Source organism: Geobacillus sp. G4 (genome assembly GCF_040327975.1).
GTDB lineage: Bacteria > Bacillota > Bacilli > Bacillales > Anoxybacillaceae > Geobacillus > Geobacillus thermoleovorans.
On record NZ_JBEPJY010000017.1, the window covers coordinates 1 to 23,225 of the forward strand.

The following is a 23,225-nucleotide window of genomic DNA, read 5'->3' on the forward strand; positions in this document are numbered from 1 at the left end:
TGCACGTCACCTTTGACCGCGTCCATGTCCGCTTTCAACGTTTGCACGTCACCTTTGACCGCGTCCATGTCCGCTTTCAACGTTTGCACGTCACCTTTGACCGCGTCCATGTCCGCTTTTAATGTGCGCACATCCTCTTCCACCCGGTGAAGCCGCTGTTCCAAGCGGGCTTGCCCCTCTTGCAACAACTGCACTTCACCTTCCAAGCGCGCCTGTCCTTCTTTCAGCGCTTGGATCTCGCCTTCCAAACGCGCTTGTCCTTCTTGAAGGGCCCGGACATCGCCTTCGATCCGATCGAGCCGCATGTGGATCGGATTCAACTTTTGGTCAAGCAATTCAGCCATTAGTTGCACGAGTTCGGCTTGGCTCATCGTTTCTCACCTCCTTTCCCCCATTGTATCATTGTCCCACACAACGTCATAGTATAGAAAAAGAGATTTTCTTCTCCTTTTCGACAAGATCAGACGCTAAATCAAACCGATGAATCGGCTTCATCATCAAATCAACATGGGGCAAAAAATGATTTTTTGATGATCAGCTACAAACGGCCGCCTCGATGAATCCACATCCGATAAAGAGCAAGACAGGCCGCCAAGTAAGCACCGCCAAGCACAAACCCGCCAAGCACATCAGACGGATAATGCACTTGCAAGCTTAACCGGCTTAAGCCAGTTAAGAGCGCCAGCGCCGCAAACACGCCGTAAATGGCCGCCCGTTCTCCACGCTTGGTGCGCGTTTGCGCCAAAAAATACGCTAAAAGCAGCAAGTAAATCGTCCCGATCATCGCGTGGCCGCTCGGAAAACTGAACCCCCCGATCTCGGCATGCGGCGGGCGCTCCCGCCCCACAACATGCTTGATCCATTCGTTGATGCCATACCCCCCACCAACAGCGACGACAACCAACACCATTCCATAGACATCGCGGCGGAAAAACCATAAACCAATGACAAGCATCACACTGATGATGCCTATTGTTTTCCCATTGCCGAGAAACGTAAACGGATCGAGCCATTGCCATGAATCAAACAGCTGCAGCCCACCTTCGTCAGCCGCCTTTGTCACCCCGGCTGCCACGCTTGCCCAAACAGCCAAAAAAAAGACCGCGCCGACAGCCGCTATCATCCATAATCGTCGGTTCACTCTGACTCACTCCTTGTTGATGCTTCCTCACAACCGCATCAGTCGGTTGCCCACCACTGGATATCAAAGTCGATTTGTACGGAGATCAAACCAAAAGGAAACATTGAAAGTTCCTCATTATAACTTAATATATTTTCACATGAACAAAAGAAAAATCCTCCTTAAAAAGCAACACTTTTTAAGGAGGAAACAACCGTTACGACGGCAGCTTCGTCTCTCCCATCAGGAACCGGTCCACTTCACGGGCCGCCCCCCGGCCCTCGTGGATCGCCCAAACGATCAGGCTTTGGCCGCGGCGGGCGTCGCCAGCCGCAAACACGCCCTCGATGTTTGTTGTATATTTGCCGTATGGGGCTTTCACTTTGTTGTTGATCGTTTCAACGCCAAACTGCTTCAACAACGGCTGCTCTGGCCCTTCAAACCCGATGGCGATAAACACCAAATCACACGGCCATACTTGTTCCGTCCCCGGAATTTCTTTAAAGATCGCTTTGCCGTTTTCATCAATGATTTTTTCCATTTGAATCGTATGCAGCTCTTTCACGCGGCCGTGCTCGTCGCCTACGATTTTTTTCGTTTGAATGCAATATTGACGCGGGTCTGCCCCAAATTTCGCCTTCGCTTCCTCATACGCATAATCAAGCGTGAAAACGAGCGGATATTGCGGCCAAGGGTTATTGTCTGGGCGCTTGTCCGGCAAAGCCGGGTGTTTGCCAAACTGGACGACGCTTTTGCAGCCTTGGCGCAGCGCAGTCGCCACGCAGTCGGCCCCCGTGTCGCCGCCCCCGATCACGATGACACGTTTTCCCTTGGCATCGATAAACTGGCCGTCGGCAAAATTCGAATCCAATAAACTTTTCGTCACGCCGGTCAAATAATCCATCGCAAAATGGACCCCCTCAAGCTCCCGGCCTTCAATGGCCAAATCGCGCTGCTTTTGCGCACCGATGCACAAGACGACGGCGTCGTACTGAGCACGAAGTTCGTCAGCCATAATATCTTTGCCGACTTCGGTGTTCGTAATAAACGTGATGCCTTCCTCTTCGAGCAGACGCACCCGCCGCTCGACCACTTCTTTTTCCAACTTCATATTCGGAATGCCGTACATCAATAAGCCGCCGATGCGGTCAGCCCGCTCATACACCGTCACCGAATGGCCGGCTTGGTTGAGTTGGTCAGCGCAGGCCAACCCGGCCGGGCCGGAGCCGACGATGGCCACCTTTTTCCCCGTGCGCGTCTTCGGGATGCGCGGTTTCACCCATCCTTCAGCAAACCCTTTATCAATAATGGCCCGTTCGATTCCTTTAATCGCAACCGCTGGGTCGGAAATGGCCACCGTGCACGATCCTTCGCATGGCGCCGGACAGACGCGTCCAGTAAATTCCGGGAAATTATTGGTCTTTAAAAGTCGGTCAAGCGCTTCTTTCCAGCGCCCTCGGTACACCAAATCGTTCCATTCTGGGATCAAGTTGTGCACCGGACACCCCGAGGTAAGGCCGTTCAGCTCCAATCCCATATGACAAAACGGCGTGCCACAGTCCATACAGCGGGCGCCTTGGCGGGCCAGCACCTCTTCCGAAAACGGCTGTGTATATTCTTTCCAATCATCAAGACGGGAAAGCGGGTCGCGCTTTTTTTCCTCCTCGCGTGCATATTCCATAAACCCTGTTGCTTTTCCCACGATGGTTCCCCCTCCTTCTTTCCGTACACGTCCTCTCTTCTCCCCGATGCGGCCTTCCCGCCTGTTAGGCCAGTCAAAAAGCGAGCCCCGCGCGGCCGCGGGGCCAAAGCGGCGCCGCCATGCCACAGCCGCCCGAAAGGAAGACCTTATTTCGCGGCCGCTTGCAACACATGGACACCGACGGCAGCCGCTTTTTTCCGTTTCGCCACCGTTTCAAACGCCGCCAAGGCAGCTTCATCATACGAAAACCCGGATTGTTCGAGCGCTTGAATCGTTTCCACCATCAGTTTGTAGTTGTGTGGAATGACTTTGACAAACCGGCGGACATACGCATCCCACTCTTCGAGCACTAACGCCGCCCGCGGGCTTCCCGTATAGCGGTAATGGTTTTCGATCATCCGACGCACGTCGCGAATTTCTTCCTCGTCTTCGAGCCGCTCAAACGAGACGAGCTCAAGGTTGGCGGTTTGCTGCCAGCTGTCTTCGTCAGCGAGAACGTAAGCGATGCCCCCGGACATGCCAGCGGCGAAGTTTTTGCCAACCGAACCGAGGATGACGACGCGGCCGCCGGTCATATATTCACACCCGTGATCGCCGACTCCCTCAACAACGGCATGAACGCCGCTGTTGCGCACACAGAACCGTTCACCGGCGCGGCCGCGAATGTACGCCTCGCCGCTCGTCGCCCCGTAGAAAGCGACGTTGCCGATAATGACATTGTCCGCTGCGGCAAACGGCGCCTCATGCGGCGGACGGACGATCACTTTGCCGCCGGAAAGCCCTTTGCCGACGTAGTCGTTCGCGTCGCCGACGAGCTCGAGCGTCATCCCTTTCGGCACAAACGCCGCAAAACTTTGCCCGGCCGATCCGGTGAAATGGAGGCGGATCGTATCATCCGGCAACCCTTCCTCACCGTAGCGTTTCGAAATCTCGCTGCCGGTCATCGCCCCGACCGTGCGGTGGACGTTGCGGATGGCGAGGTGAAGTTCGACCGGCTCCTGCCGTTCAAGCGCTGGCTGCACCGCCGGCAAAATTTCTGTATGATCAAGCGTCTCTTCCAAACGATGGTTTTGCCCTTTGATGCAAGTGCGCGGTCCATCGACTTGGTACAGAAGACGCGACAGATCGAGATGTTTCGCTTTCCAATGCGCTTTCGCCCGCTCGCTTACCTTCAAGACATCGACGCGGCCGACCATTTCGTCGATCGTGCGGAAGCCGAGCTCCGCCATAATTTCCCGCACTTCTTGAGCGACAAAGTACATAAAGTTGACGACATGTTCTGGCTTCCCGGTGAATTTTTTACGCAGTTCCGGATTTTGCGTCGCCACGCCGACCGGGCATGTATCCAAATGGCAGACGCGCATCATGACACAGCCTAAAACGACGAGCGGTGCCGTCGCAAATCCGAATTCTTCGGCCCCAAACAGCGCCGCCATCACAACGTCACGGCCGGTCATCAATTTGCCGTCGGTTTCTAGAACGACGCGGTCGCGCAACCCATTGAGCATGAGCGTCTGATGCGTTTCCGCCAAACCAAGCTCCCACGGCAGGCCGGCATGTTTAATACTCGTTTTCGGCGAAGCGCCCGTGCCGCCGTCATAGCCGCTGATGACAATGACATCGGCGTTCCCTTTCGCCACGCCAGCGGCGATCGTGCCAACGCCGGCTTTGGCGACGAGCTTCACGCTGATGCGCGCATCTTTGTTGGCGTTTTTCAAATCATAAATGAGTTGGGCCAAATCTTCAATCGAGTAAATGTCATGGTGCGGCGGCGGAGAAATAAGCTCCACCCCTGGCGTTGAGCCGCGCACTTTGCCGACCCACGGATACACTTTGTTGGCCGGAAGCTGCCCGCCTTCACCCGGTTTTGCTCCTTGGGCCATTTTGATTTGCAATTCATCGGCATTGACCAAATAATGGCTTTTTACGCCAAAACGTCCGGACGCCACTTGTTTGATCGCGCTGCGGCGCCAGTCGCCGTTTTCATCTTTCACATAGCGGGCCGGGTCTTCGCCGCCCTCGCCGCTGTTGCTTTTTCCGCCGATCCGGTTCATGGCGATCGCCAGCGCCTCATGGGCTTCCTGGCTGATCGAACCGAACGACATGGCCCCTGTTTTAAAGCGGCGGACGATCGACTCGACCGGTTCGACTTCCTCAATCGGCACCGGTTGCCGGCTCGAATCGAAATCGAACAAATTGCGCAAGAACGTCAACTGTTCTTCATTGGCCAGTTTCGAATATTGTTTATAGAGGTTGTAATCGTTTTTCCGGCACGCCCACTGCAGCAAATGGATCGTCTTCGGGTTGAACGCGTGATGTTCGCCGTTGCGGCGCCATTGCAGCTCGCTGCCCGTATCCAGCACATCGTCTTCGTACCGTGCGTCAAATGCGGACTCATGGCGCATTTTCGCTTCTTTGGCGATTTCCGCAAGCCCGATGCCGCCAATTTGCGATGCCGTGCCGGTAAAGTATTCATCAATGACATCGTTGCCGATGCCGACGGCCTCAAAAATTTGTGCGCCGCGGTAGCTTTGCACCGTCGAAATGCCCATTTTCGACATCACTTTGACGACACCGTCAACAGCCGCCTTGATATATGTTTTCACCGCTTCACGGTAAGACAAGGCGATCGTGCCGTTTTCTGACGCTTGGCGGATCGTCTCCAGCGCCAAGTACGGGTTGATGGCGTCCGCCCCGTAGCCGATGAGCGCCGCAAAATGATGCACTTCACGCGCTTCACCGCTTTCTACAAGCAGGCTGACGTTCGTGCGCGTCCCTTTGCGGACAAGATGCTGGTGAAGCCCGCTTGTCGCCAACAAAACCGGAATGGCGACATGTGTTTCATCAACGCCGCGGTCGGACAGCACAAGAAGCGCCGCCCCGTTTTCGATCGCTTCATCCGCTTTGGCAAACAGCTCATCAAGCGCCTGTTTCAAATCATCAGTAAACAGCGTAGGCAGCACCGCGCACGCAAATTCCGGGTACGGATTGGCTTTTAACGCTGCGAGCTCTTCGTTCGTCAATAGCGGAGTTTCCAAGCGGATGCGCCGCGCCGCTTTGGCGTCCGGATGCAAAATGTTCCCTTCTTTGCCAAGCAGCGTCATCGTCGAGGTGACGACATATTCGCGGATCGCATCAATCGGCGGATTTGTCACTTGGGCGAACAGCTGCTTGAAGTAGTTGAACAAACTTTGCGGCCGCTCCGACAGCACGGCAAGCGGCGCGTCCATGCCCATAGCGCCGGTCGGATCTTTTCCTTCCGCCGCCATCGGCAAAATCGTTTTTTCCACATCTTCAAACGTGTAGCCGAACGCTTTTTGCAGTTTGACGAGTTGCTTCGGCGCTTCGACGTCCTCCGGAATTTCCAGATCGCCAAGCGTGATCATTTGCTCGTTGATCCATTGGCGATATGGCTTTTCATGAGCCATTTCTTCCTTGATTTCCTGGTCGGAGATGATGCGCCCTTGCTCGAGGTCAACCAAAAGCATTTTCCCCGGGCTCAGCCGTTCCTTATATAAAATGTTGTTCGGGTCGACATCAATGACGCCGACTTCGGATGAAAAAATAATGTAGTCGTCTTTGGTGACGTAATAGCGGGCCGGACGCAAGCCGTTCCGGTCCAAAATGGCGCCGATTTGCTTGCCGTCGGTGAACGAAATCGCCGTCGGTCCATCCCACGGCTCCATGAGACAGCTATGGTACTCGTAAAACGCCTTTTTCGCCCCGTCCATCTGCTCATCCCAAAACCACGGTTCCGGAATGAGCATCATCGCGACATGGGCCGGCTTCCGGCCAGCAAGAACGAAAAATTCGAACGCATTGTCCAAAATCGACGAGTCGCTGCCGTTCGTATCCAAAATCGGCACGACTTTTTCCAAATCCGCGCCGAACGCTTCCGACACAAATTGCTTCTCGCGCGCCGTCATCCAGTTGACATTGCCGCGCAGCGTGTTGATCTCGCCGTTATGGATCAAATAGCGGTTCGGATGGGCCCGCTCCCAGCTCGGGAACGTGTTCGTGCTGAAGCGCGAGTGCACGAGGGCAAACGCCGAACGGAACCGTTCATCTTGCAAATCCAAATAAAACGCATCGATTTGTTCCGGCGTAAGCAACCCTTTATAAACGATCGTCCGGCTCGAGAAGCTCGCTACATAGCACTCGTTGTTTTCCACACATTTTTCGAATTGTTTGCGGATCACATACAGCTTCCGTTCAAACGCCAACTCATCAGCCACGTCATCACTTGCCGCGACAAACACTTGGCGGATGAACGGCTGGCTTTGCCGCGCCAGTTTGCCAAGCTTTTCACGATCAACTGGAACTGTCCGCCATCCGAGCAGCCGTTGCCCTTCTTGAGCGACGATCTCATTGAACATCGATTCATAGTACGCCCGTTTCGCTTCCTCTTCCGGCAAAAAGAACATCCCGACCCCGTAGCGCCCTTTTTCCGGCAAGTTCATCCCGCCGCACACCGCTTGAAAATACTCATGCGGAATTTGCGTCATAATGCCCGCGCCATCGCCCGTTTCCGGATCGCTCCCTTGTCCGCCGCGGTGTTCAAGCTGGCGAAGCATATGAAGTGCCTTTTTGATAATGTCGTGCGACGGTTTTCCTTTCAAATGCGCATAAAATCCGATCCCGCATGCATCATGCTCAAATTCCGGGCGATATAACCCTTGCGCTTCCGGTAATCCGTAGTGTTTCATGCTGCCTTCCCCTCCCGTTCCGAATTGTCTGTAATATTCATTGTAGTTTTCAAAATTAATATAAACAATATATAATTTAGATAAAATCCATCTCATTTTGCGATCAATCAAAAGGAGGGAGAAAAATGGAGCTGCGGCAGCTGCAATATTTCGTGGAAGTCGCCCGGCGCGAACACGTCTCCGAAGCCGCCGATGCCCTCCATGTCGCGCAGTCGGCGATCAGCCGGCAAATCGCAAACTTAGAAGCGGAGCTTGGCGTGCAGCTTTTTGAACGGGAAGGGCGGAACGTGAAGCTCACCCCCATCGGCCGTCATTTTTTGCCGCACGCCGAAGCGGTGTTGAAGGCGGTCGATGATGCAAAGCAACAAATCGAAGAATATTTAGACCCGGAGCGCGGGACGATTAAAATCGGGTTTCCGACAAGCCTGGCAAGCCACATGATGCCCATGGTCATCTCCGCCTTTAAAGCGGAACACCCAAACGTCTCGTTCCATCTCCGCCAAGGGTCGTACTATTATTTAATCGAAGCGGTGAAAAAACGGGAAATTGACTTGGCCTTTCTTGGACCAATTCCCGCACGCGAAATCGGCATCAAAGGGGATATTTTATTTTCTGAACCGTTTGCGGCCCTCCTGCCGAACAGCCATCCGCTCGCTCGCCGCGACCGGATCGTGTTAAACGAACTGCGCCACGACCCGTTTGTTACGTTTCCAAAGGGATACATTTTGCATCAAATCGTCATTGACGCTTGCCACCAAGCCGGATTTTCGCCCAACATCTCATCGGAAGGCGAAGATCTCGATGCCATTAAAGGGCTTGTCTCCGCCGGCATCGGCGTGACCCTCTTGCCGGAGAGCGCCCTGTCGGAAAGCTTGCTTCGCTACGCCGCCAAAGTGCCGATTGAAATGCCGCAAGTGAAGCGAAATGTCGGCATCATCGTCTCCGACCATCACGAGCTCGCCCCGTCGGTGAAAGTGTTTTACCGGTTTGTGAAAGACTTTTTCTCCGAGCTGGAGCGGTATCAATTGCGGGGATAAAAAAGACGCAGGCGCTGCTTCCTGCGTCTTTCTCTTATTCTTCTGCACGCCTGCCTCCCCCGTCCCCTTCACTCTTTTAGAAGACTGGTGATTTAATGAAAAAATCAGCTCAACAATATCCCTTCTCAAGTTAAGAAACCTTGTAAAAATGTCTCTTCTTTTCCAACAAAAATCACCCATTTGACGAAAATGATCGTTTTTCACCGACCTTTTAGGAAGTGTTCGTGTCAAGGACAAAACAAGAAGGAATGTGGAAGCATCGAGCTTTTGGCGTTGCTTCAAGCAGACCGCGTCCCAAACGTCATCCCAGCCGCACCACCATCCGGCCGCGCAGTTCGCCGCGCAAAATGCGCTTAAGCGCTTGCGGCAATTCAGCGAGCGAAATCTCTTGAGCAATCCGCTCCAAATCCGGCTTTAAGTCGCCAGCGAGCCGCTCCCAAATGCGGAGGCGCACATCCATTGGACAATAGACAGAATCGATGCCAAGCAAGCTGACACCGCGCAAAATAAACGGATGGACCGTCGTCGGCACTTCCGCCCCTCCGGTCAGTCCGCTCACCGCCACGGCTCCGCCGTAGCGGATGCGGCTTAACACCGTGGCCAGCGTCCGGCCGCCGACCGGATCGACTGCCGCTGCCCAGCGCTGCCGATCAAGCGGACGAATGCGCTCAGCCGTGACGTCCTCTCGCGTCAACACTTCTTTCGCCCCTAAAACGCGCAAATAATCGTGCTCCGCCGCTTTGCCTGTGCTCGCTTCCACCGTGTAGCCGCGCTTCGCGAGCATCGACACGGCCAGACTCCCGACGCCGCCCGTCGCCCCCGTGACAAGCACCGGTCCGCGTTCCGGCGTCAGCCCGTGCTCCTCAAGCCTGTGAATGGACAATGCCGCCGTGAACCCAGCCGTGCCGATCGCCATCGCTTCTTTCAACGTCAACCCTTTTGGCAGCGGCACGAGCCAATCGCCGTGCAGCCGGGCGTACTCGCTGTAGCCCCCGAAATGCGTCACACCGATTTCATATCCGGTCGCGATCACCTCGTCCCCTTCGCGGAAGCGCGGATGTTGCGACGAGACAACCACCCCGGCCAAATCAATTCCCGGCACGAACGGATACGTTTTCACAATTTTGCCGTCCGGAATGGACGCCAATCCATCTTTGTAGTTGACGCTTGAATAATGGACGCGGACAACGACGTCTCCTTCCGGCAAATCATCCATGGATATCGTCTGCACGCCGGCGGTAAATTCTGTTTCGGTTTTGTTGACGACAAACGCTTGAAATGCGGACATCATTCCTCTCCCTTTCTTCATGCATTCTTCTCTCATGTCATTCGACAACCAAACGCCAGATTCCTTTCTGAACCAAGAAAACCCTCGCTTCCGGTTGTCAGCGTAGGCGGGTGATGAATAAATGTCTCATGAAAGTCCTTCCTACACTTCCTTGACTTCTTTATGTTAAACTGTAAACAAACATATCTTTAAGATGAAAGAAGGTGAAACAGTGGGCAATACCCCTGACTTGAACAAAATTTACACGTACGCTGACTGGAAAACATGGGAAGGCCGCTGGGAACTGATAAATGGAAAAGCCTATAATATGACACCTGCTCCATCTTCGGAACATCAATTTGCCGTCGGAGAATTGTATTTTGCTTTGCGCCATTTTTTCCAAAACCAACATTGTTACGTCTTTATGGCGCCGTTTGATGTATTCCTTAGCAAAAATGAAACGTATGAAACCCCTGATGACATTGTCCAACCCGATATTGCCGTGATTTGCAATAAAAAACAGATTGTCCAAAAAGGATGTTACGGGGCGCCTGCGCTAGTTGTTGAAGTTTTGTCACCTTCAACCGCTTTAAAAGATTACAACGAAAAATTTTACACGTACCAACACTACGGCATTGCAGAATATTGGATCGTCGATACGGCTAACAAAATGATTCATGTATACCATTTGCACGAAGGAGCCTATCAACGGCATGCCACATACGGGCAACAAGACACGCTGCATTCCGCACAATTTGAGGACTTAGCTATTCCACTAACGTATGTATTTGGATGGAGTTAAAACGGTTCTGACCATTCAGTGTTCATGATCGATCTTTCGTCAAACGCACAGGAATCGATGATCCAGCAGCCTGCCCTAAGGCAGATGTCTAAGAATCTCCCATCTCGAAACCGGGAGAACGTCCAACCCTAGCGACAGCGGCCTGCTTCTATGTTTTTCCGAATGTCTGCACGAAGGCAAACAAAACACCAGCCTGTCGACCCAAGCTGGCGTTTGTTCTTCTTATTGAATGGCCGCTAGCGCCCCGCTCAAGACGCGGACCACAAACGAAAGTTCATCATCCGTGATGCAAAGCGGCGGCGACAAGGTGAGCACGTTGTTGTACCCGGCGACCGTCGTTCCGTTTTTGCCGATGATGAGGCCGTTTTCTTTGCATCGATGGATCACTTGATTGACAAGCGACACATCGAGCGGCTCTTTCGTCGCTTTGTCAGCGACAAGCTCAATGCCGACAAGCAGCCCTTTGCCGCGCACATCGCCGACATACGGGTGGCCGGCTAGGTTCGTTTTGAGCTCATCAAGCAGCCATTCCCCAGCCTCGCGCGAGCGGTCAAACAGCCGCTCTTCCTCCATAATCTCGATGTTTTTCAGCGCCACCGCGCACGAAGCCGGGTGGCCGCCAAACGTATTGACATGGCGGAAGTAGTCGTATTCATCCGTTCCCTTGAACGCTTCATAAATCTCTTTTCGCACCGCCGTTGCCGCCAGCGGCAAATACGCGCTCGTAATGCCTTTTGCCATCGTGATAATGTCCGGCTTGACGCCGTAGTGTTGAAATCCGAACGCCGCTCCCGTCCGGCCGAAGCCGCAGATGACTTCATCGACAATCAGCAAAGCCCCGTGTTTTTCACACACTTCTTTGACCGCTTTCATATACCCGTCCGGAGGAATGAGCACACCGCCCCCGGTGATGATCGGCTCCATAATGACGGCCGCAATCGTTTCACTCAACTCCCACGTCATGACATCATCAATGGCCTTGACCGCCCGCAACCGGCGCGGGTCATCCGCCGCATCCGGGTCGCGGTACACATCCGGCGGCGGCACGTGGATGAACCCTGGCGCGAGCGGTTCGTATTTGTATTTCCGTTGCGCCTGCCCGGTCGCTGAGAGCGCCCCCATCGAATTCCCATGGTACGCCCGGTAGCGGGAAATGATTTTGTACCGGTGATGCTCCCCGCGTTGCTGATGGTATTGGCGGGCGATTTTAAACGCCGTTTCGTTTGCTTCCGACCCGCTGTTGGAAAAGAAAATCACATACTCATCGCCTAACAGTTCGTTGAGTTTTTCCCCGAGCCCGATGGCCGGCAGGTGGCTTTGCGTGAGCGGGAAATACGCCAGCGTCTTCAGCTGCTCATACGCCGCTTCGGCAAGCTCCTCGCGCCCATAGCCGACGTTGACGCACCAGAGCCCGGCCATCGCATCCAAATACTGGCGTCCAGCTGCATCCGTCACCCAGCAGCCTTTCGCTTCGGTCGCAATCAGCGTTGCTTGTGGGTTATACGGCTTCATCGAATGCCAGATATATCGGTCGTCTTTTTCGAGCCACAGTTGGTGGGGTTGTTCAGTTTGCATGATTCTCTGCCCCTTTCACCCAACACAGGTTAAAAATCAAACCGGGAAGTAATCATCTTTTTGCGCGTGTAAAAATTCACGCCATCTTTTCCATTCACATGAAGATCGCCGTAAAACGAATCTTTCCAGCCAGAGAACGGGAAAAACGCCATCGTCGCCGGCACGCCGACGTTAATGCCCAACATCCCCGCATCGGCCTCTTCACGGAATTTCCGGACGGCCTTCGCATCCTTTGTATAAATCGTCGCCCCGTTCCCATACCGAGACTTCCGAATATAGCTGAGCGCTTCATCTAAATCATTGGCCCTCAGCAAACTTAATACAGGTGCGAAGATCTCTTCTTTCGCGATCGTCATATCCGGGGTGACATAATCAAAAATCGTGGGACCTAAAAAATTGCCTTCGGGTCTATCATCCATTTCCTTTCGCCCATCGCGCAGCAATACCGCGCCCTCTTCAATCCCCTTCTGAATGTAGCCTAGCACCTTTTCACGGTGAGACTGCCGAATGACCGGGGTTAATAACACTTCCGGATCCATACCATTCCCAATAATCAACTCATCCGCTTTTTGTTTCAACCGACGGACGAACGTTTCGTTTTCCCCGACAATCACGACTGCACTGCAAGCCATGCAACGCTGGCCCGCGCTGCCAAACGCTGAGCTGATCACATGTTGTACGGCCGTCTCTACATCCGCATCTGGCATGACAATATGATGATTTTTCGCCCCCGACAACGCCTGCACTCGTTTGCCTTGCGCTGCTGTCCGTTCATACACATACTTGGCCACTGGCTGTGAACCGACAAATGAAATCGCACGAATATCCTCATGATCAATCAAGGCGTTGACCACCTCATGCGCTCCATGAACGACATTGAGCACTCCAGGAGGGGCACCTGCCTCCGTAAACAGTTCTGCTAACTTATTGGCCAAAATGGGCGTCCGTTCCGATGGCTTCAATACAAACGTATTGCCGCACACAATCGCCAACGGGAACATCCAAAGCGGCACCATCATGGGGAAGTTGAACGGAGTGATCCCTGCCACAACTCCCAACGGATAACGAAACATTTCCGAGTCAATCTCTTCCGCAATATTCGACAGCGATTCCCCCATCAGCAAAGTCGGAGCGCCGGCCGCAAACTCCACGCATTCAATCCCCCGTTGAATTTCTCCGTACGCTTCTTTATACGCTTTGCCATTTTCCTGTACGACAAGCTCCGCTAATTCCTCATGATGCTGGTTTAACAAATGGTGAAATGAAAACATAATCCGCGCTCGTTTGGGAACAGGGACATCTTTCCACGTCGCAAACGCTTTCTTGGCTGCTTGCACCGCTTGATCGACATCCTCTTTGGTTGAGATCGGAACACGCGCCAACACTTCCCCAGTCGCCGGGTTCGGGACTTCTAGCGTTTCTGTGCCACTCGATGCCACCCACTGTCCGCCGATATAGTTTTTGAGAACCGTTGTTTCCGGTTTGGTGATGGACATCAGATTCTCCTCCTTATTCCTATCTTTGTTCATGATCTAAATATTTTGTATTGTTACACAAAATTATCCTCCAGTTTTTGATTGCCTTCACTAGACAAAGCGTAAAAGCGATTAGCCTATTTATTCCACAATGTGACCAAATTTTGAAAATGTGCGCGCCTTGGACTGAGATTTTCATGTCGGTGGAGAGCAAAAAATTGCTCATGGATGTTTTTACGAAAGAAATCCCCCTAGAAGCCTACGGCATCTTCTGCTTTTCGCTTCTCAGGGGGGAGACTTCTTACTTACAATCTTCGCAACCGATCATGCTGCACATATTTGTTTTCCATACTTTGCGATTGTAAATATTCATATGCCTTGATCATAAACTCAATAGCGAGCCGTTTTTCCGGATTCATAAAATCCTCTCCTAAAAGCGACTCTAGTTTTTGGATTCGATGATACAGCGTTTGCCTAACGACAAATAGTCTTTGTGCGGTTTCTTTTTTTGAACCGTTACACGCCAAATATACCTTTAACGTTTCCAACAAGTTTCCATTATATTTTTCATCGTATTGAAGAACAGGCTCTAAGTATTCCATGACAACTTCATACAAATCATTGTATTTATGAATAAGGGAAATAATTCGATAGATATGCAAATCCTCATAAAAACAGCTATTGGCTCTGCCGCCAAGATGATGTTGAATTTTGATCGTCTCTAAAGCCGTCCGATAACTTTTGTCCATATGAGAAACATTTTCGATAAATTTTCCGACCCCGACAACAAATTGAGGTAATTTCTTCTTTTGAATATAATCCGATTCAAGCAAAGAATTCAGTCCTATTTTCATTCGACTTTTCCATGTTTTCATTTCCCTGTTATTGATCATAATAAATACGATGCTGCTGTGAAAATCGACAGGAAATGTCGAAAAACCTTGTTGTTCAAAAATCGTCCGGCATAGCATTTTAAAATAAATCATGTCTAAATTCGAGCATTGCTTCATTGAAGATTTAAAACGGACAACAAGCACTGTCCCTCCTTTTGGATTTGGCTCTGCCCCATACTCAGCCAAATAACTAAACACATTTTCAATGGGATGCTCTCCCTCTAGCCAGCTTTTCAACCACTCATTTTCTTCTACTCTCTTTTTTTCATCGACATACAAATCACGAAGCAGATGCTGTGCCAGCGCAGTTGCCGTACGATCCAAAATCAGCAGATCAAATTCGCTGATTTCCTTTCCGGTTGACACAATGGATAGCTCGGCATATTCATTCCCGAGAAATTGGATCGGTTGGGTGGCCACTCTTTTCTTGGAAGCTGCGTTGTCGTCAACTATCAACTGTTCTTCCTTAAATGTTTTGCTATATTTAGGAAATATCTCCACCTCTCTGCCGTTTATTTTAAAAACCACTTGATGTCCCGAATAGTGGTGCAATAGTTTTAAAATTTCACTATAATGGTCCATTGAAAGTAATTTTTTGTTTAATTGCTGTGAATATGATTCTAGTCCGGAGATGATTTCATAGTGTTGGTTAATTAAATAAGTGTGGATGTCTTGGGTGATCTCAACGAAAGGCACTTCTTTGAGAAAGAGAATGATCGGAAAGTGATGCGCATTCGCTAAATCGATTACTTCTTGCGGAACAGAAGGAGTATGCATACCGATTTCAATACATAATCCCGAAGCGTCACAGTTGATAAGCTGTTCTACAAACGATCGAAACAGTTCCTTATTTTCCTTCCATCCTACCCCAGTAGATAAAATCAGCTCTTTTCCGTTTAACAGATGATGGATTTTCGCAACCTCGACAACATGAACCCATTTTACAGTGCGGTTGAGCCCATTATGCCCTGCAACCACTTCAACATGTTCAAAATGTTTCCGCTTTAGAATATCAGAAACCGTTAATGTAGGAGTCTTCATACACTTTGTTTCACTCCCCTTACACCAATCATGGCAATACCATTTTAATTTAGGTAGCGTAAACGGTCGCTCCTGCTTCTATCACAAATTTTTATGTAACGGCTTGGCTATATATGGCCTTCTACGTTTCATTATACAGAAAGCAACATCATCGATCGCGTTTTATGTTATGAAATGTGACATTCATTTAGGCGATTCGCGCTCTGTTTCATGAAAACCAAAGCGCCGGCCCTGCCTCTATAATGATTAAGGATATATAGAGGAACTCGTTCCGGCGCTTATCGTGACGTGCATCATTCTTCTCTCTATTCGTGGTGTTTTCTGAGCTGGCGGATTAATAATGACGAAAAATATTTGCGTGCATCAGCGTTTGTAATATGCAGTGTTTGGATATCTCTTGTTTCTGACAAAGAGTCTTCTTTCTCAAATTCAACAAACGATCCGCTTAAATTTTCTTTTACGCTTTTCATATAGTATCCTTGTTCAATTAAGTAATCGATCTTTTCTCGCTCACGTAGAAACTGATGGTAAGTCATCACACACCCCCCGCTTCTCGTCGTAACCCGCATCCTTACCGCCAGGCACAGCTTGTTGGTGTTCAATGATTTATTTACGTTAGGACATTTTCACCACATCTTGGTCGGCCATTAGCGCCCCATATTTCGCGCGTTTAACATATTGGCCGTACCCCGGTTTCCCGACAAATTGTTTATCACGTACCACAAATTCTCCTCTACATAAAACCGACACGGGTTCCCCTGTTACTTTCATCCCTTCAAACGGATTATAATCCACAGCCATATGATGTGTTTCGGCTGAAATCACCCGTTCAACCGTTGGATCAAAAATGACTAAATCCGCATCCGCACCGACGGCAATGGTTCCTTTCTTCGGGAATAGACCAAACAATTTGGCGATTCTTGTTGATACAATATCAACAAACTGGTTGAGGGTAATTCTCCCTTTTTTCACTCCTTCACTGAAAAGAATACTCACCCGATCCTCAATAATAGGACCACCATTTGGGATTTTGGTAAAATCTCCCCTTCCTAATTCTTTTTGGCCTTTAAAATCAAATGAGCATTGGTCAGATCCGAGCGTTTGCAGCTGGCCGTTTTTCAAGGCATTCCATAGCACTTCTTGATGCCATTTCTCACGAAGCGGCGGTGACCATACATATTTAGCACCTTCAAAATTCGGCTTTTCTAAATAGGACTGATCGAGCACCAGATACTGGGGACAAGTTTCGCCCCATACATTCAACCCCTTATTGCGCGCTTCAGCAATTTTCTCTACCGCTTGAGCACACGATACATGAACGACGTACAATTGCGAACCAGCGAGTTCTGTCAATTGACAGGCGCGCCCCGTCGCTTCTCCTTCTAGCTCTGGAGGTCTCGTTAATGCATGATAAATCGGATCAGTATGCCCGTCCTCCAAGGCTTTTTTCGTTAAATAGTCAATCACGTCTCCATTCTCGGCATGCACCATGACAAGCGCTCCGAGTTCTTTTGCCGCGACTAGCGTCCGATACAAGGTTCCATCATCAGCTTGAAACACATTTTTATACGCCATAAATACTTTAAAGGAGGTAATTCCTTCTTCTTCGATCACTTTTGGAAGCTCTTCAAGCACATCGTCCGTTATTTCACTGATCATCAAATGGAACCCGTAATCGATCACCGCTTTCCCCGTCGCTTTGTTATGCCAAGTTTCAATCGCTTTTTTCAGGGGCTCACCTTTATTCGTTAAGCAAAAATCAATAATGGTCGTCGTCCCGCCAAATGCGGCGGCAATCGTCCCCGACTCAAAGTCGTCTTTTGTCACAGTGCCGCCAAACGGCATATCTAAATGGGTGTGCGGATCAATGCCTCCTGGAAACACATAACAACCTGTGGCATCAATCACTTCCGCTCCGCTCTCATCTAAATTTCTCCCGATTACTGCAATTTTCCCATCTTGAATGAGGAGATCGGCTTCATATATATCTGTAGCGGTGACAATTGTTCCATTTTTTATCAATTTTGTCATCATGATACCCTCCTTCATTTATAATGATTTGATATCCACACTGCAACCGCTTAGCCGGCCAAGGGCCGCTTGCCGTTCATTCCATGTCATCGGGGGATGTTCGCTTGGCACTTCGACCATCTCAATCGCTCCGTCAACCGGACAGACGATGGAACATAAATTGCATCCTACACAATCTTCTTCGCGCACTTTTAAATATTCTTTTCCGTTTTCGTCTACGAGACGCTCAATGCATTGATGGGAAGCATCTTCACAAGAAATGTAGCACTTATTGCACTGAATACAGCGCTCACGATGAATTCGCGCCACAACCTTATAATTGAGGTCCAAATCTCCCCAATCAGAATACTTTGACACTGATTTCCCTACAATATCCATTACGGAAGCAATTCCTTTTTCATCAAGATAGTGATTCAACCCTTCAATCATATCCTCGATAATCCGAAACCCATGGTGCATAACCGCCGTGCACACTTGAACTCCTGTCGCTCCCATTAACATAAACTCAACGGCATCTCTCCAATTGGAGATCCCGCCAATTCCCGAAATCGGAATGCGGATACGCGGGTGTCGCGCGCATTCGGCCACCATATTTAAAGCAATGGGTTTTACTGCTGGACCGCAGTATCCCCCGTGCGCCCCCTTTCCTGCTACATGTGGAATCGTATTCCACGTATCTAAGTCCACCCCCATGAGACTATTGATTGTGTTGATCAAACTGATGGCATCTGCCCCGCCTTGGGCAGCCGCTTCAGCGGTCGCCGTAATATCGGTAATATTAGGAGTTAATTTGACAATGACAGGGGTGCGTGCCACCTCTTTGACCCAATATGTTTGTCGTTCGACCAATTCTGGCACTTGACCTGATGCCGATCCCATCCCCCGTTCCGCCATTCCATGCGGACAGCCAAAATTGAGTTCCAACCCATCCACGCCCACATCTTCTACTCGCTTCACAATCTCATGCCATTTTTCGCGCTTGGGCTCGACCATCAAAGAAGCAACGACAGCCCGGTCAGGAAAACGTTTTTTCGTCTCATAAATTTCCTTTAAATTTTCCTCAAGAGGACGATCCGTGATTAATTCAATATTGTTAAAGCCCATGACTCGCTGTCCGTTAAAACTGATTGCCGCAAATCGGGACGATACATTCAAAATAGGTTCCCCTAATGTTTTCCATACCGCTCCTCCCCAACCCGCCTCAAATGCCCTTTGCACTTGATACCCCGAATTGGTGGGAGGGGCGGAAGCGAGCCAAAATGGATTGGGGGACTTGATTCCCGCTAAGTTAATGCTTAAATCAGCCATTGCCGTTCCCTCCTCTCATTTAGGCCGTTTCGCTTACTGCCTTTGTCAAATATCGATGAATCCCGTAAGCTGCTTCCTTCCCTTGCTGCGCTGCCACCACCACCATCGCTTCGCCTTTTCCTCTTTCAAAAATCACATCCCCACAAGCAAACACCTTCGGATTCGACGTTTGATAAGTTTCAGGATTCACCTTGACTACGCCATGATCATGCTCTAATCCAAAAGCTTCAATCAATTCGATATGGCGCTCTTGCCCAATGGCTTTAATGACAACATCAACCGGCATAATAAATTCCGATCCCTCAACCGGAAGAGGGCGGCGGCGGCCATCAGCGTCTGGTTCTCCCAATTCCATCCGAACGCATTCAACATGAGTAACCTTGCCCTTACTGTCGCCAATAATCCTTTTGGGTGCTGTTAGCCAGCGAAATTCGACACCATCCTGTTTGGCAAACTCATACTCAAATTCATAAGCTGTCATTTCTTCTTTCGTCCGGCGATATAAAATTTTTACATTTTCCGCTCCTAGACGCACCGAACAGGTAGCTGCATCAATCGCGGTATTTCCCGCACCTATCACAACTACCCTTTTCCCCACCAGCCGATCAGTCAACGGTTTTGTTTTCGTCTCTTTAATCAACTCAATGGCATCATATACTCCGTCCAAATCTTCTCCCGGGATTCCTAACTTTGGCACTTTCCCCATGCCAACAGCTAAAACAACAGCATCATAATTTTCTAGGAGCTCGTTTACTTCAATATCCTTACCAACCCTTGTATTCGTGCGGATTTGCACGCCTAAGCTTTTGATTTGATTGACTTCCCACAACGAGATATTTTGAGGGAGGCGGAAAGAAACAATGCCATACGTGTTTAGCCCGCCTGCTTGGTTCTCCGCTTCAAAAATGGTCACTTCATACCCAAGACGAGCTAGTTCTCTGGCCGATGATAATCCAGCAGGGCCGCCGCCGACAACCGCCACTGTTTTTCCATTTTTTCGTCCCGCTTGGAATAATACTTCTTTATTTCGGATCGCCCAATCGGTCGCATATCGCTGCAATTTTCCAATCATAATGGGTTTTGTAGAATGATTTAAAACACAAGCCCCTTCACATAATTCCTCTGTCGGACACACTCTTGCACAACTGGCGCCAACCGGGTTTGACAACATAATGGTTTTCGCTGACCCTTTTACATTCCCAGAAGCAATTTTTTTGATAAAAGCGGGGATATCAATCCCTGTCGGACAAGCTCGAATACAAGGAGCGTCATAACAGTACAAACATCGATTCGCTTCTTCCATTGCTTCTCGATCTGTCAAGCCAGGCTCTACTTCTTCAAAGTTCTTTTCCAAACGTGATTGCTCCATCTCCATCCCCCTCCACGCGTCATTTTTAAAGAAAGGGAATAGAGTCATTCCCTCCTCCCCTTTCTCGCTGCTTTCTATGGAAGTAAAGCCGTCATTTCACTATAGGTTTCCGGACGACGATCACGGTAAAATTGCCAAATATCGCGCACTTCCCGAATCATCTTCTTATTCATAACGCCAATCACCACTTCATCTTGATCACGGCTGCCCATGGCCACAAAGTTCCCTCTAGGATCAACCAAGTAAGACTGCCCGTAAAACTCTCCCATGTTCCACGGTGCTTCATATCCAACCCGATTGATGGCAGCCACGTAATAGCCATTGGCAACGGCATGAGCCGGTTGTTCCAGTTTCCATAAATATTCGGAGAGACCTGCTACCGTAGCGGATGGATTGAACACAATTTCAGCGCCTTTTAGTCCTAAAATTCGCGCTCCCTCTGGGAAATGACGGTCATAACAAATATAAACGCCGATCTTGGCAAATGCGGTATCAAATACCGGATAGCCTAAATTTCCAGGCTTAAAATAAAATTTTTCCCAAAATCCACAGCCCTCGTTTCCTACCCCGACATGCGGAATATGCTGTTTGCGATACTTTCCTAAGTAGGTTCCATCGGCATCAATGACAGCTGCCGTATTATAGTAAGTAGCAATTCCTTCCCTTTCATAAATCGGTAGAACGATCACTACCCCCAGCTGTTTTGCTATTTCCTGAAACATTTTGGTCGTCGGACCATTTGGAATTTCTTCCGCCGCCTCATACCATTTTGTATTTTGCTCGGCGCAGAAATACGGGCCATAGAAAATCTCTTGCAAACAGATGATTTGTGCTCCCCGATCTTTTGCCTCCTTGACAAGCTTGACGTGCTTTTCAATCGCCTTTTCCTTATGAACCTCGACCGGCTCGTCCCCATGCACATTATGAGAAGCTTGGATCAAACCAATGGTCACTTGATCAGCCATGCTCCAATCACTCCTTCTTCATTTTATCTGGTTTCACAATTAGGCTGAACTTTAAGAATATTCTACATAGTAAATCACCAGCTTTTCATTATACACTTTGTTAAATAATAGAAAACATTGATTGTTCACTATGTAAATTTCAGCGAAATAAATATACAGCTAGACGAAGTTGCTCCCTAGGATTGAGAACATCAAAATGTGAGGAATAGTTACACATTTTACATAATGAATAGATTTCTCTTTTTCTTATTTGACAAATCGTATAATGAAAAATTTACATAGTATAGATAGAATTTTCTTAAATTTCTCTTTTATACACTGGATTTTTAAAAAAAGGGGGATATGAATGAAAACACAAATTGAACACAATGGGATTGTGGTCTTGACGGAGGAAGCCGCACAAGAAGTCAGTGGAAGTCCTTTATGGAATGATGACTTGCGTCCGACAACAAGGCAAGAACATTCATGGAAAGGAATCAATTTTGCTACATTGTGGATTGGAATGTGTTTATGCATTCCTTCATACACCATGGCCAGCGGCATGATTGCTTTAGGAATGAACTGGTGGCAAGCTGTTGGTACCATTTTTCTGGGGAACGTGATCGTCCTTATTCCGATTTTATTAAACTCTCATGCAGGAACAAAATTCGGGATTCCTTATCCTGTGTTTGCCCGGCTTTGGTTTGGAGATAAAGGCGCCCATATTCCCACTTTAGCCCGGGCCCTTGTAGCAGCCGGATGGTTTGGAATCAATACGTGGATCGGAACAGAAGCCATTGACACATTACTCATGGCATCATTCTCTTCGTGGGGGAATTTACCGGGACATACAGCCATTGTATTTGCATTATTTTGGATCTTAAATATCAGCGTTGCTTATAGAGGCCCAGAAGGCATCAAAAAGCTAAGCGCAGTGGCTGCACCTGTTGTCGGGATTTCTTCCATCATTTTGCTCATTTGGGCATTTACGAACGCCGGAGGATGGGGACCGATTTTAGAGACTCCTTCTAAGTTCGAAACAACCGGTGAATTTTTGAAAGTCTTTTTCCCTTCTTTAACTGGCGTCATCGGCTTTTGGGCCACATTGGCATTAAACATCCCTGATTTTTGCCGATACGCACAGAGTCAGAAATCACAAATGGTCGCCCAAAGTTTATCCTTGCCTATTACAATGACTGTTTTTTCATTTATCGGAATTGCCGTAACCTCAGCAACCATTGTGATTTTTGGTCAAGCCATTTGGGATCCCGTGCAGCTGTTAGCTAAATTTCCCCCATTTGTCATTCTATTAGGGACTATTATTATTGTCATCTCTTCTGTAACTATTAATGTGGGTGCCAACGTGGTTGCCCCTGCCCGAGCGATCGAAAATTTATATCCGAAGCGAATTACATTTGGAATTGGCGCGATTATCACAGGACTATTCGCTATTTTATTGCAGCCATGGTATATTATGTCCAACTTTGGAAATTATATATTCGGCTGGCTTGGCACATACGCCGCTTTGCTTGGACCCATTGACGGCATTGCTATTGCGGACTATTGGCTCGTTCGCCGAAGACAGTTGCACTTAAAAGAACTGTACAAACCGAATGGCCGTTACAATTATGCAAATGGGTTTAACAAAAACGGAGTGTACGCACTGATTGTGGGAGTCGTTATTCCTGTACTTGGTTTATTCATACCACCACTTCGTTTTCTTTGGGACAACGCGTGGACATTTGGATTGTTCATTGCAATTGGTGTCTACACCTACTTAATGAAAAACGACCAAAGCGTATTAAAGGAAGGCGAGTATGAACAAATCACCCTTTTCGATTCAAAACATAACAGTCCGACAGAAATCGCAAAATAATGAATCATTTACACCTAAACAGCCTATCGATGACAGAAGGCAAGCAGTGCCACTGGTTAAACGTTGACATCGCCCTCCC

At 49.4% G+C, this 23,225-nt stretch carries 15 protein-coding genes and 1 pseudogene; 3 read left to right on the plus strand and 13 right to left on the minus strand.

From position 1 onward, the window contains the following. The 4 genes and pseudogenes from ABS784_RS14615 to gltB form a co-directional block, all read right to left on the minus strand. Nucleotides 1-371: pseudogene (locus ABS784_RS14615) on the minus strand (hypothetical protein); the annotation flags it as partial. Between the two features lie 167 nt (nt 372-538). Continuing rightward, complete coding sequence (locus ABS784_RS14620) at nt 539-1,123, minus strand: phosphatase PAP2 family protein (protein ID WP_020278734.1); 585 nt, start codon at nt 1,121-1,123, stop codon at nt 539-541. 214 nt (nt 1,124-1,337) lie between these two features. Beyond that, the gene (locus ABS784_RS14625; RefSeq protein WP_011230928.1) at nt 1,338-2,822 is read right to left on the minus strand and encodes a glutamate synthase subunit beta; all 1,485 of its coding nucleotides are present in this window, start codon (nt 2,820-2,822) and stop codon (nt 1,338-1,340) included. A gap of 146 nt (nt 2,823-2,968) precedes the next feature. Beyond that, complete coding sequence (gene gltB, locus ABS784_RS14630; protein WP_047757825.1) at nt 2,969-7,528, minus strand: glutamate synthase large subunit; 4,560 nt, start codon at nt 7,526-7,528, stop codon at nt 2,969-2,971. Nucleotides 7,529-7,653: 125 nt separating this feature from the next. Between gltB and gltC the strand changes: the two genes are divergently transcribed. Continuing rightward, nucleotides 7,654-8,565 carry a glutamate biosynthesis transcriptional regulator GltC gene (gene gltC / locus ABS784_RS14635; protein WP_352512985.1) on the plus strand — a complete coding sequence of 304 codons (912 nt, stop codon included), beginning with the start codon at nt 7,654-7,656 and terminating at the stop codon, nt 8,563-8,565. A gap of 301 nt (nt 8,566-8,866) precedes the next feature. On the opposite strand, the gene ABS784_RS14640 is transcribed toward gltC, so the two are convergent. Further along, the gene (locus ABS784_RS14640) at nt 8,867-9,853 is read right to left on the minus strand and encodes an NADPH:quinone oxidoreductase family protein (RefSeq protein WP_352512986.1); all 987 of its coding nucleotides are present in this window, start codon (nt 9,851-9,853) and stop codon (nt 8,867-8,869) included. A 193-nt stretch (nt 9,854-10,046) separates the two neighbouring features. On the opposite strand from ABS784_RS14640, the gene ABS784_RS14645 reads away from it, so the two are divergent. After that, entirely contained in the window at nt 10,047-10,634 is a 588-nt protein-coding gene (locus ABS784_RS14645; protein WP_033011094.1) for a Uma2 family endonuclease, read from the plus strand. Between the two features lie 222 nt (nt 10,635-10,856). On the opposite strand, the gene ABS784_RS14650 is transcribed toward ABS784_RS14645, so the two are convergent. From ABS784_RS14650 to ABS784_RS14685, 8 genes are all read right to left on the minus strand, one after another. Further along, the gene (locus ABS784_RS14650; protein ID WP_352512988.1) at nt 10,857-12,209 is read right to left on the minus strand and encodes an aspartate aminotransferase family protein; all 1,353 of its coding nucleotides are present in this window, start codon (nt 12,207-12,209) and stop codon (nt 10,857-10,859) included. A 29-nt stretch (nt 12,210-12,238) separates the two neighbouring features. Then, nucleotides 12,239-13,705: a CoA-acylating methylmalonate-semialdehyde dehydrogenase gene (locus ABS784_RS14655; protein ID WP_011230922.1), complete on the minus strand. Its 1,467-nt coding sequence runs from the start codon at nt 13,703-13,705 to the stop codon at nt 12,239-12,241. Nucleotides 13,706-13,989: 284 nt separating this feature from the next. Further along, nucleotides 13,990-15,618, minus strand: coding sequence for a PucR family transcriptional regulator (locus ABS784_RS14660; protein ID WP_013523524.1), 1,629 nt, complete (start codon nt 15,616-15,618; stop codon nt 13,990-13,992). A 305-nt stretch (nt 15,619-15,923) separates the two neighbouring features. Beyond that, a complete protein-coding gene (locus ABS784_RS14665) occupies nt 15,924-16,154 on the minus strand; it encodes a hypothetical protein (RefSeq protein WP_011230920.1) in 231 nt (76 codons plus the stop codon). Between the two features lie 79 nt (nt 16,155-16,233). After that, on the minus strand, nt 16,234-17,649 hold the full coding sequence (gene hydA, locus ABS784_RS14670; protein WP_033012436.1) for a dihydropyrimidinase: 1,416 nt from the start codon (nt 17,647-17,649) through the stop codon (nt 16,234-16,236). 18 nt (nt 17,650-17,667) lie between these two features. Beyond that, entirely contained in the window at nt 17,668-18,957 is a 1,290-nt protein-coding gene (gene preA / locus ABS784_RS14675; protein ID WP_013523521.1) for an NAD-dependent dihydropyrimidine dehydrogenase subunit PreA, read from the minus strand. Between the two features lie 19 nt (nt 18,958-18,976). Then, nucleotides 18,977-20,326, minus strand: coding sequence for an NAD(P)-dependent oxidoreductase (locus ABS784_RS14680; protein WP_011230917.1), 1,350 nt, complete (start codon nt 20,324-20,326; stop codon nt 18,977-18,979). Between the two features lie 74 nt (nt 20,327-20,400). Beyond that, the gene (locus ABS784_RS14685) at nt 20,401-21,291 is read right to left on the minus strand and encodes a nitrilase-related carbon-nitrogen hydrolase (RefSeq protein ID WP_013523519.1); all 891 of its coding nucleotides are present in this window, start codon (nt 21,289-21,291) and stop codon (nt 20,401-20,403) included. A 346-nt stretch (nt 21,292-21,637) separates the two neighbouring features. Here ABS784_RS14685 and ABS784_RS14690 point away from each other — a divergent pair, with 346 nt between their 5' ends. Continuing rightward, nucleotides 21,638-23,146 (plus strand): NCS1 family nucleobase:cation symporter-1, encoded by a 1,509-nt coding sequence (locus ABS784_RS14690; protein WP_013523518.1) that lies wholly within the window; start codon nt 21,638-21,640, stop codon nt 23,144-23,146. The last annotated feature ends 79 nt before the right edge of the window (nt 23,147-23,225 follow it).

Excerpts from the sequence above, each read along its gene's own strand:
- ABS784_RS14620 (WP_020278734.1), bottom strand. The coding sequence starts at position 1,123 with ATGATAGCGGCTGTCGGCGCGGTCTTTTTTTTGGCTGTTTGGGCAAGC.
- gltB (WP_047757825.1), bottom strand. The coding sequence starts at position 7,528 with ATGAAACACTACGGATTACCGGAAGCGCAAGGGTTATATCGCCCGGAA.
- gltC (WP_352512985.1), top strand. The coding sequence starts at position 7,654 with ATGGAGCTGCGGCAGCTGCAATATTTCGTGGAAGTCGCCCGGCGCGAA.
- ABS784_RS14640 (WP_352512986.1), bottom strand. The coding sequence starts at position 9,853 with ATGTCCGCATTTCAAGCGTTTGTCGTCAACAAAACCGAAACAGAATTT.
- ABS784_RS14645 (WP_033011094.1), top strand. The coding sequence starts at position 10,047 with ATGAAAGAAGGTGAAACAGTGGGCAATACCCCTGACTTGAACAAAATT.
- ABS784_RS14650 (WP_352512988.1), bottom strand. The coding sequence starts at position 12,209 with ATGCAAACTGAACAACCCCACCAACTGTGGCTCGAAAAAGACGACCGA.
- ABS784_RS14655 (WP_011230922.1), bottom strand. The coding sequence starts at position 13,705 with ATGTCCATCACCAAACCGGAAACAACGGTTCTCAAAAACTATATCGGC.
- ABS784_RS14660 (WP_013523524.1), bottom strand. The coding sequence starts at position 15,618 with ATGAAGACTCCTACATTAACGGTTTCTGATATTCTAAAGCGGAAACAT.
- ABS784_RS14665 (WP_011230920.1), bottom strand. The coding sequence starts at position 16,154 with ATGACTTACCATCAGTTTCTACGTGAGCGAGAAAAGATCGATTACTTA.
- hydA (WP_033012436.1), bottom strand. The coding sequence starts at position 17,649 with ATGACAAAATTGATAAAAAATGGAACAATTGTCACCGCTACAGATATA.
- preA (WP_013523521.1), bottom strand. The coding sequence starts at position 18,957 with ATGGCTGATTTAAGCATTAACTTAGCGGGAATCAAGTCCCCCAATCCA.
- ABS784_RS14680 (WP_011230917.1), bottom strand. The coding sequence starts at position 20,326 with ATGGAGCAATCACGTTTGGAAAAGAACTTTGAAGAAGTAGAGCCTGGC.
- ABS784_RS14685 (WP_013523519.1), bottom strand. The coding sequence starts at position 21,291 with ATGGCTGATCAAGTGACCATTGGTTTGATCCAAGCTTCTCATAATGTG.
- ABS784_RS14690 (WP_013523518.1), top strand. The coding sequence starts at position 21,638 with ATGAAAACACAAATTGAACACAATGGGATTGTGGTCTTGACGGAGGAA.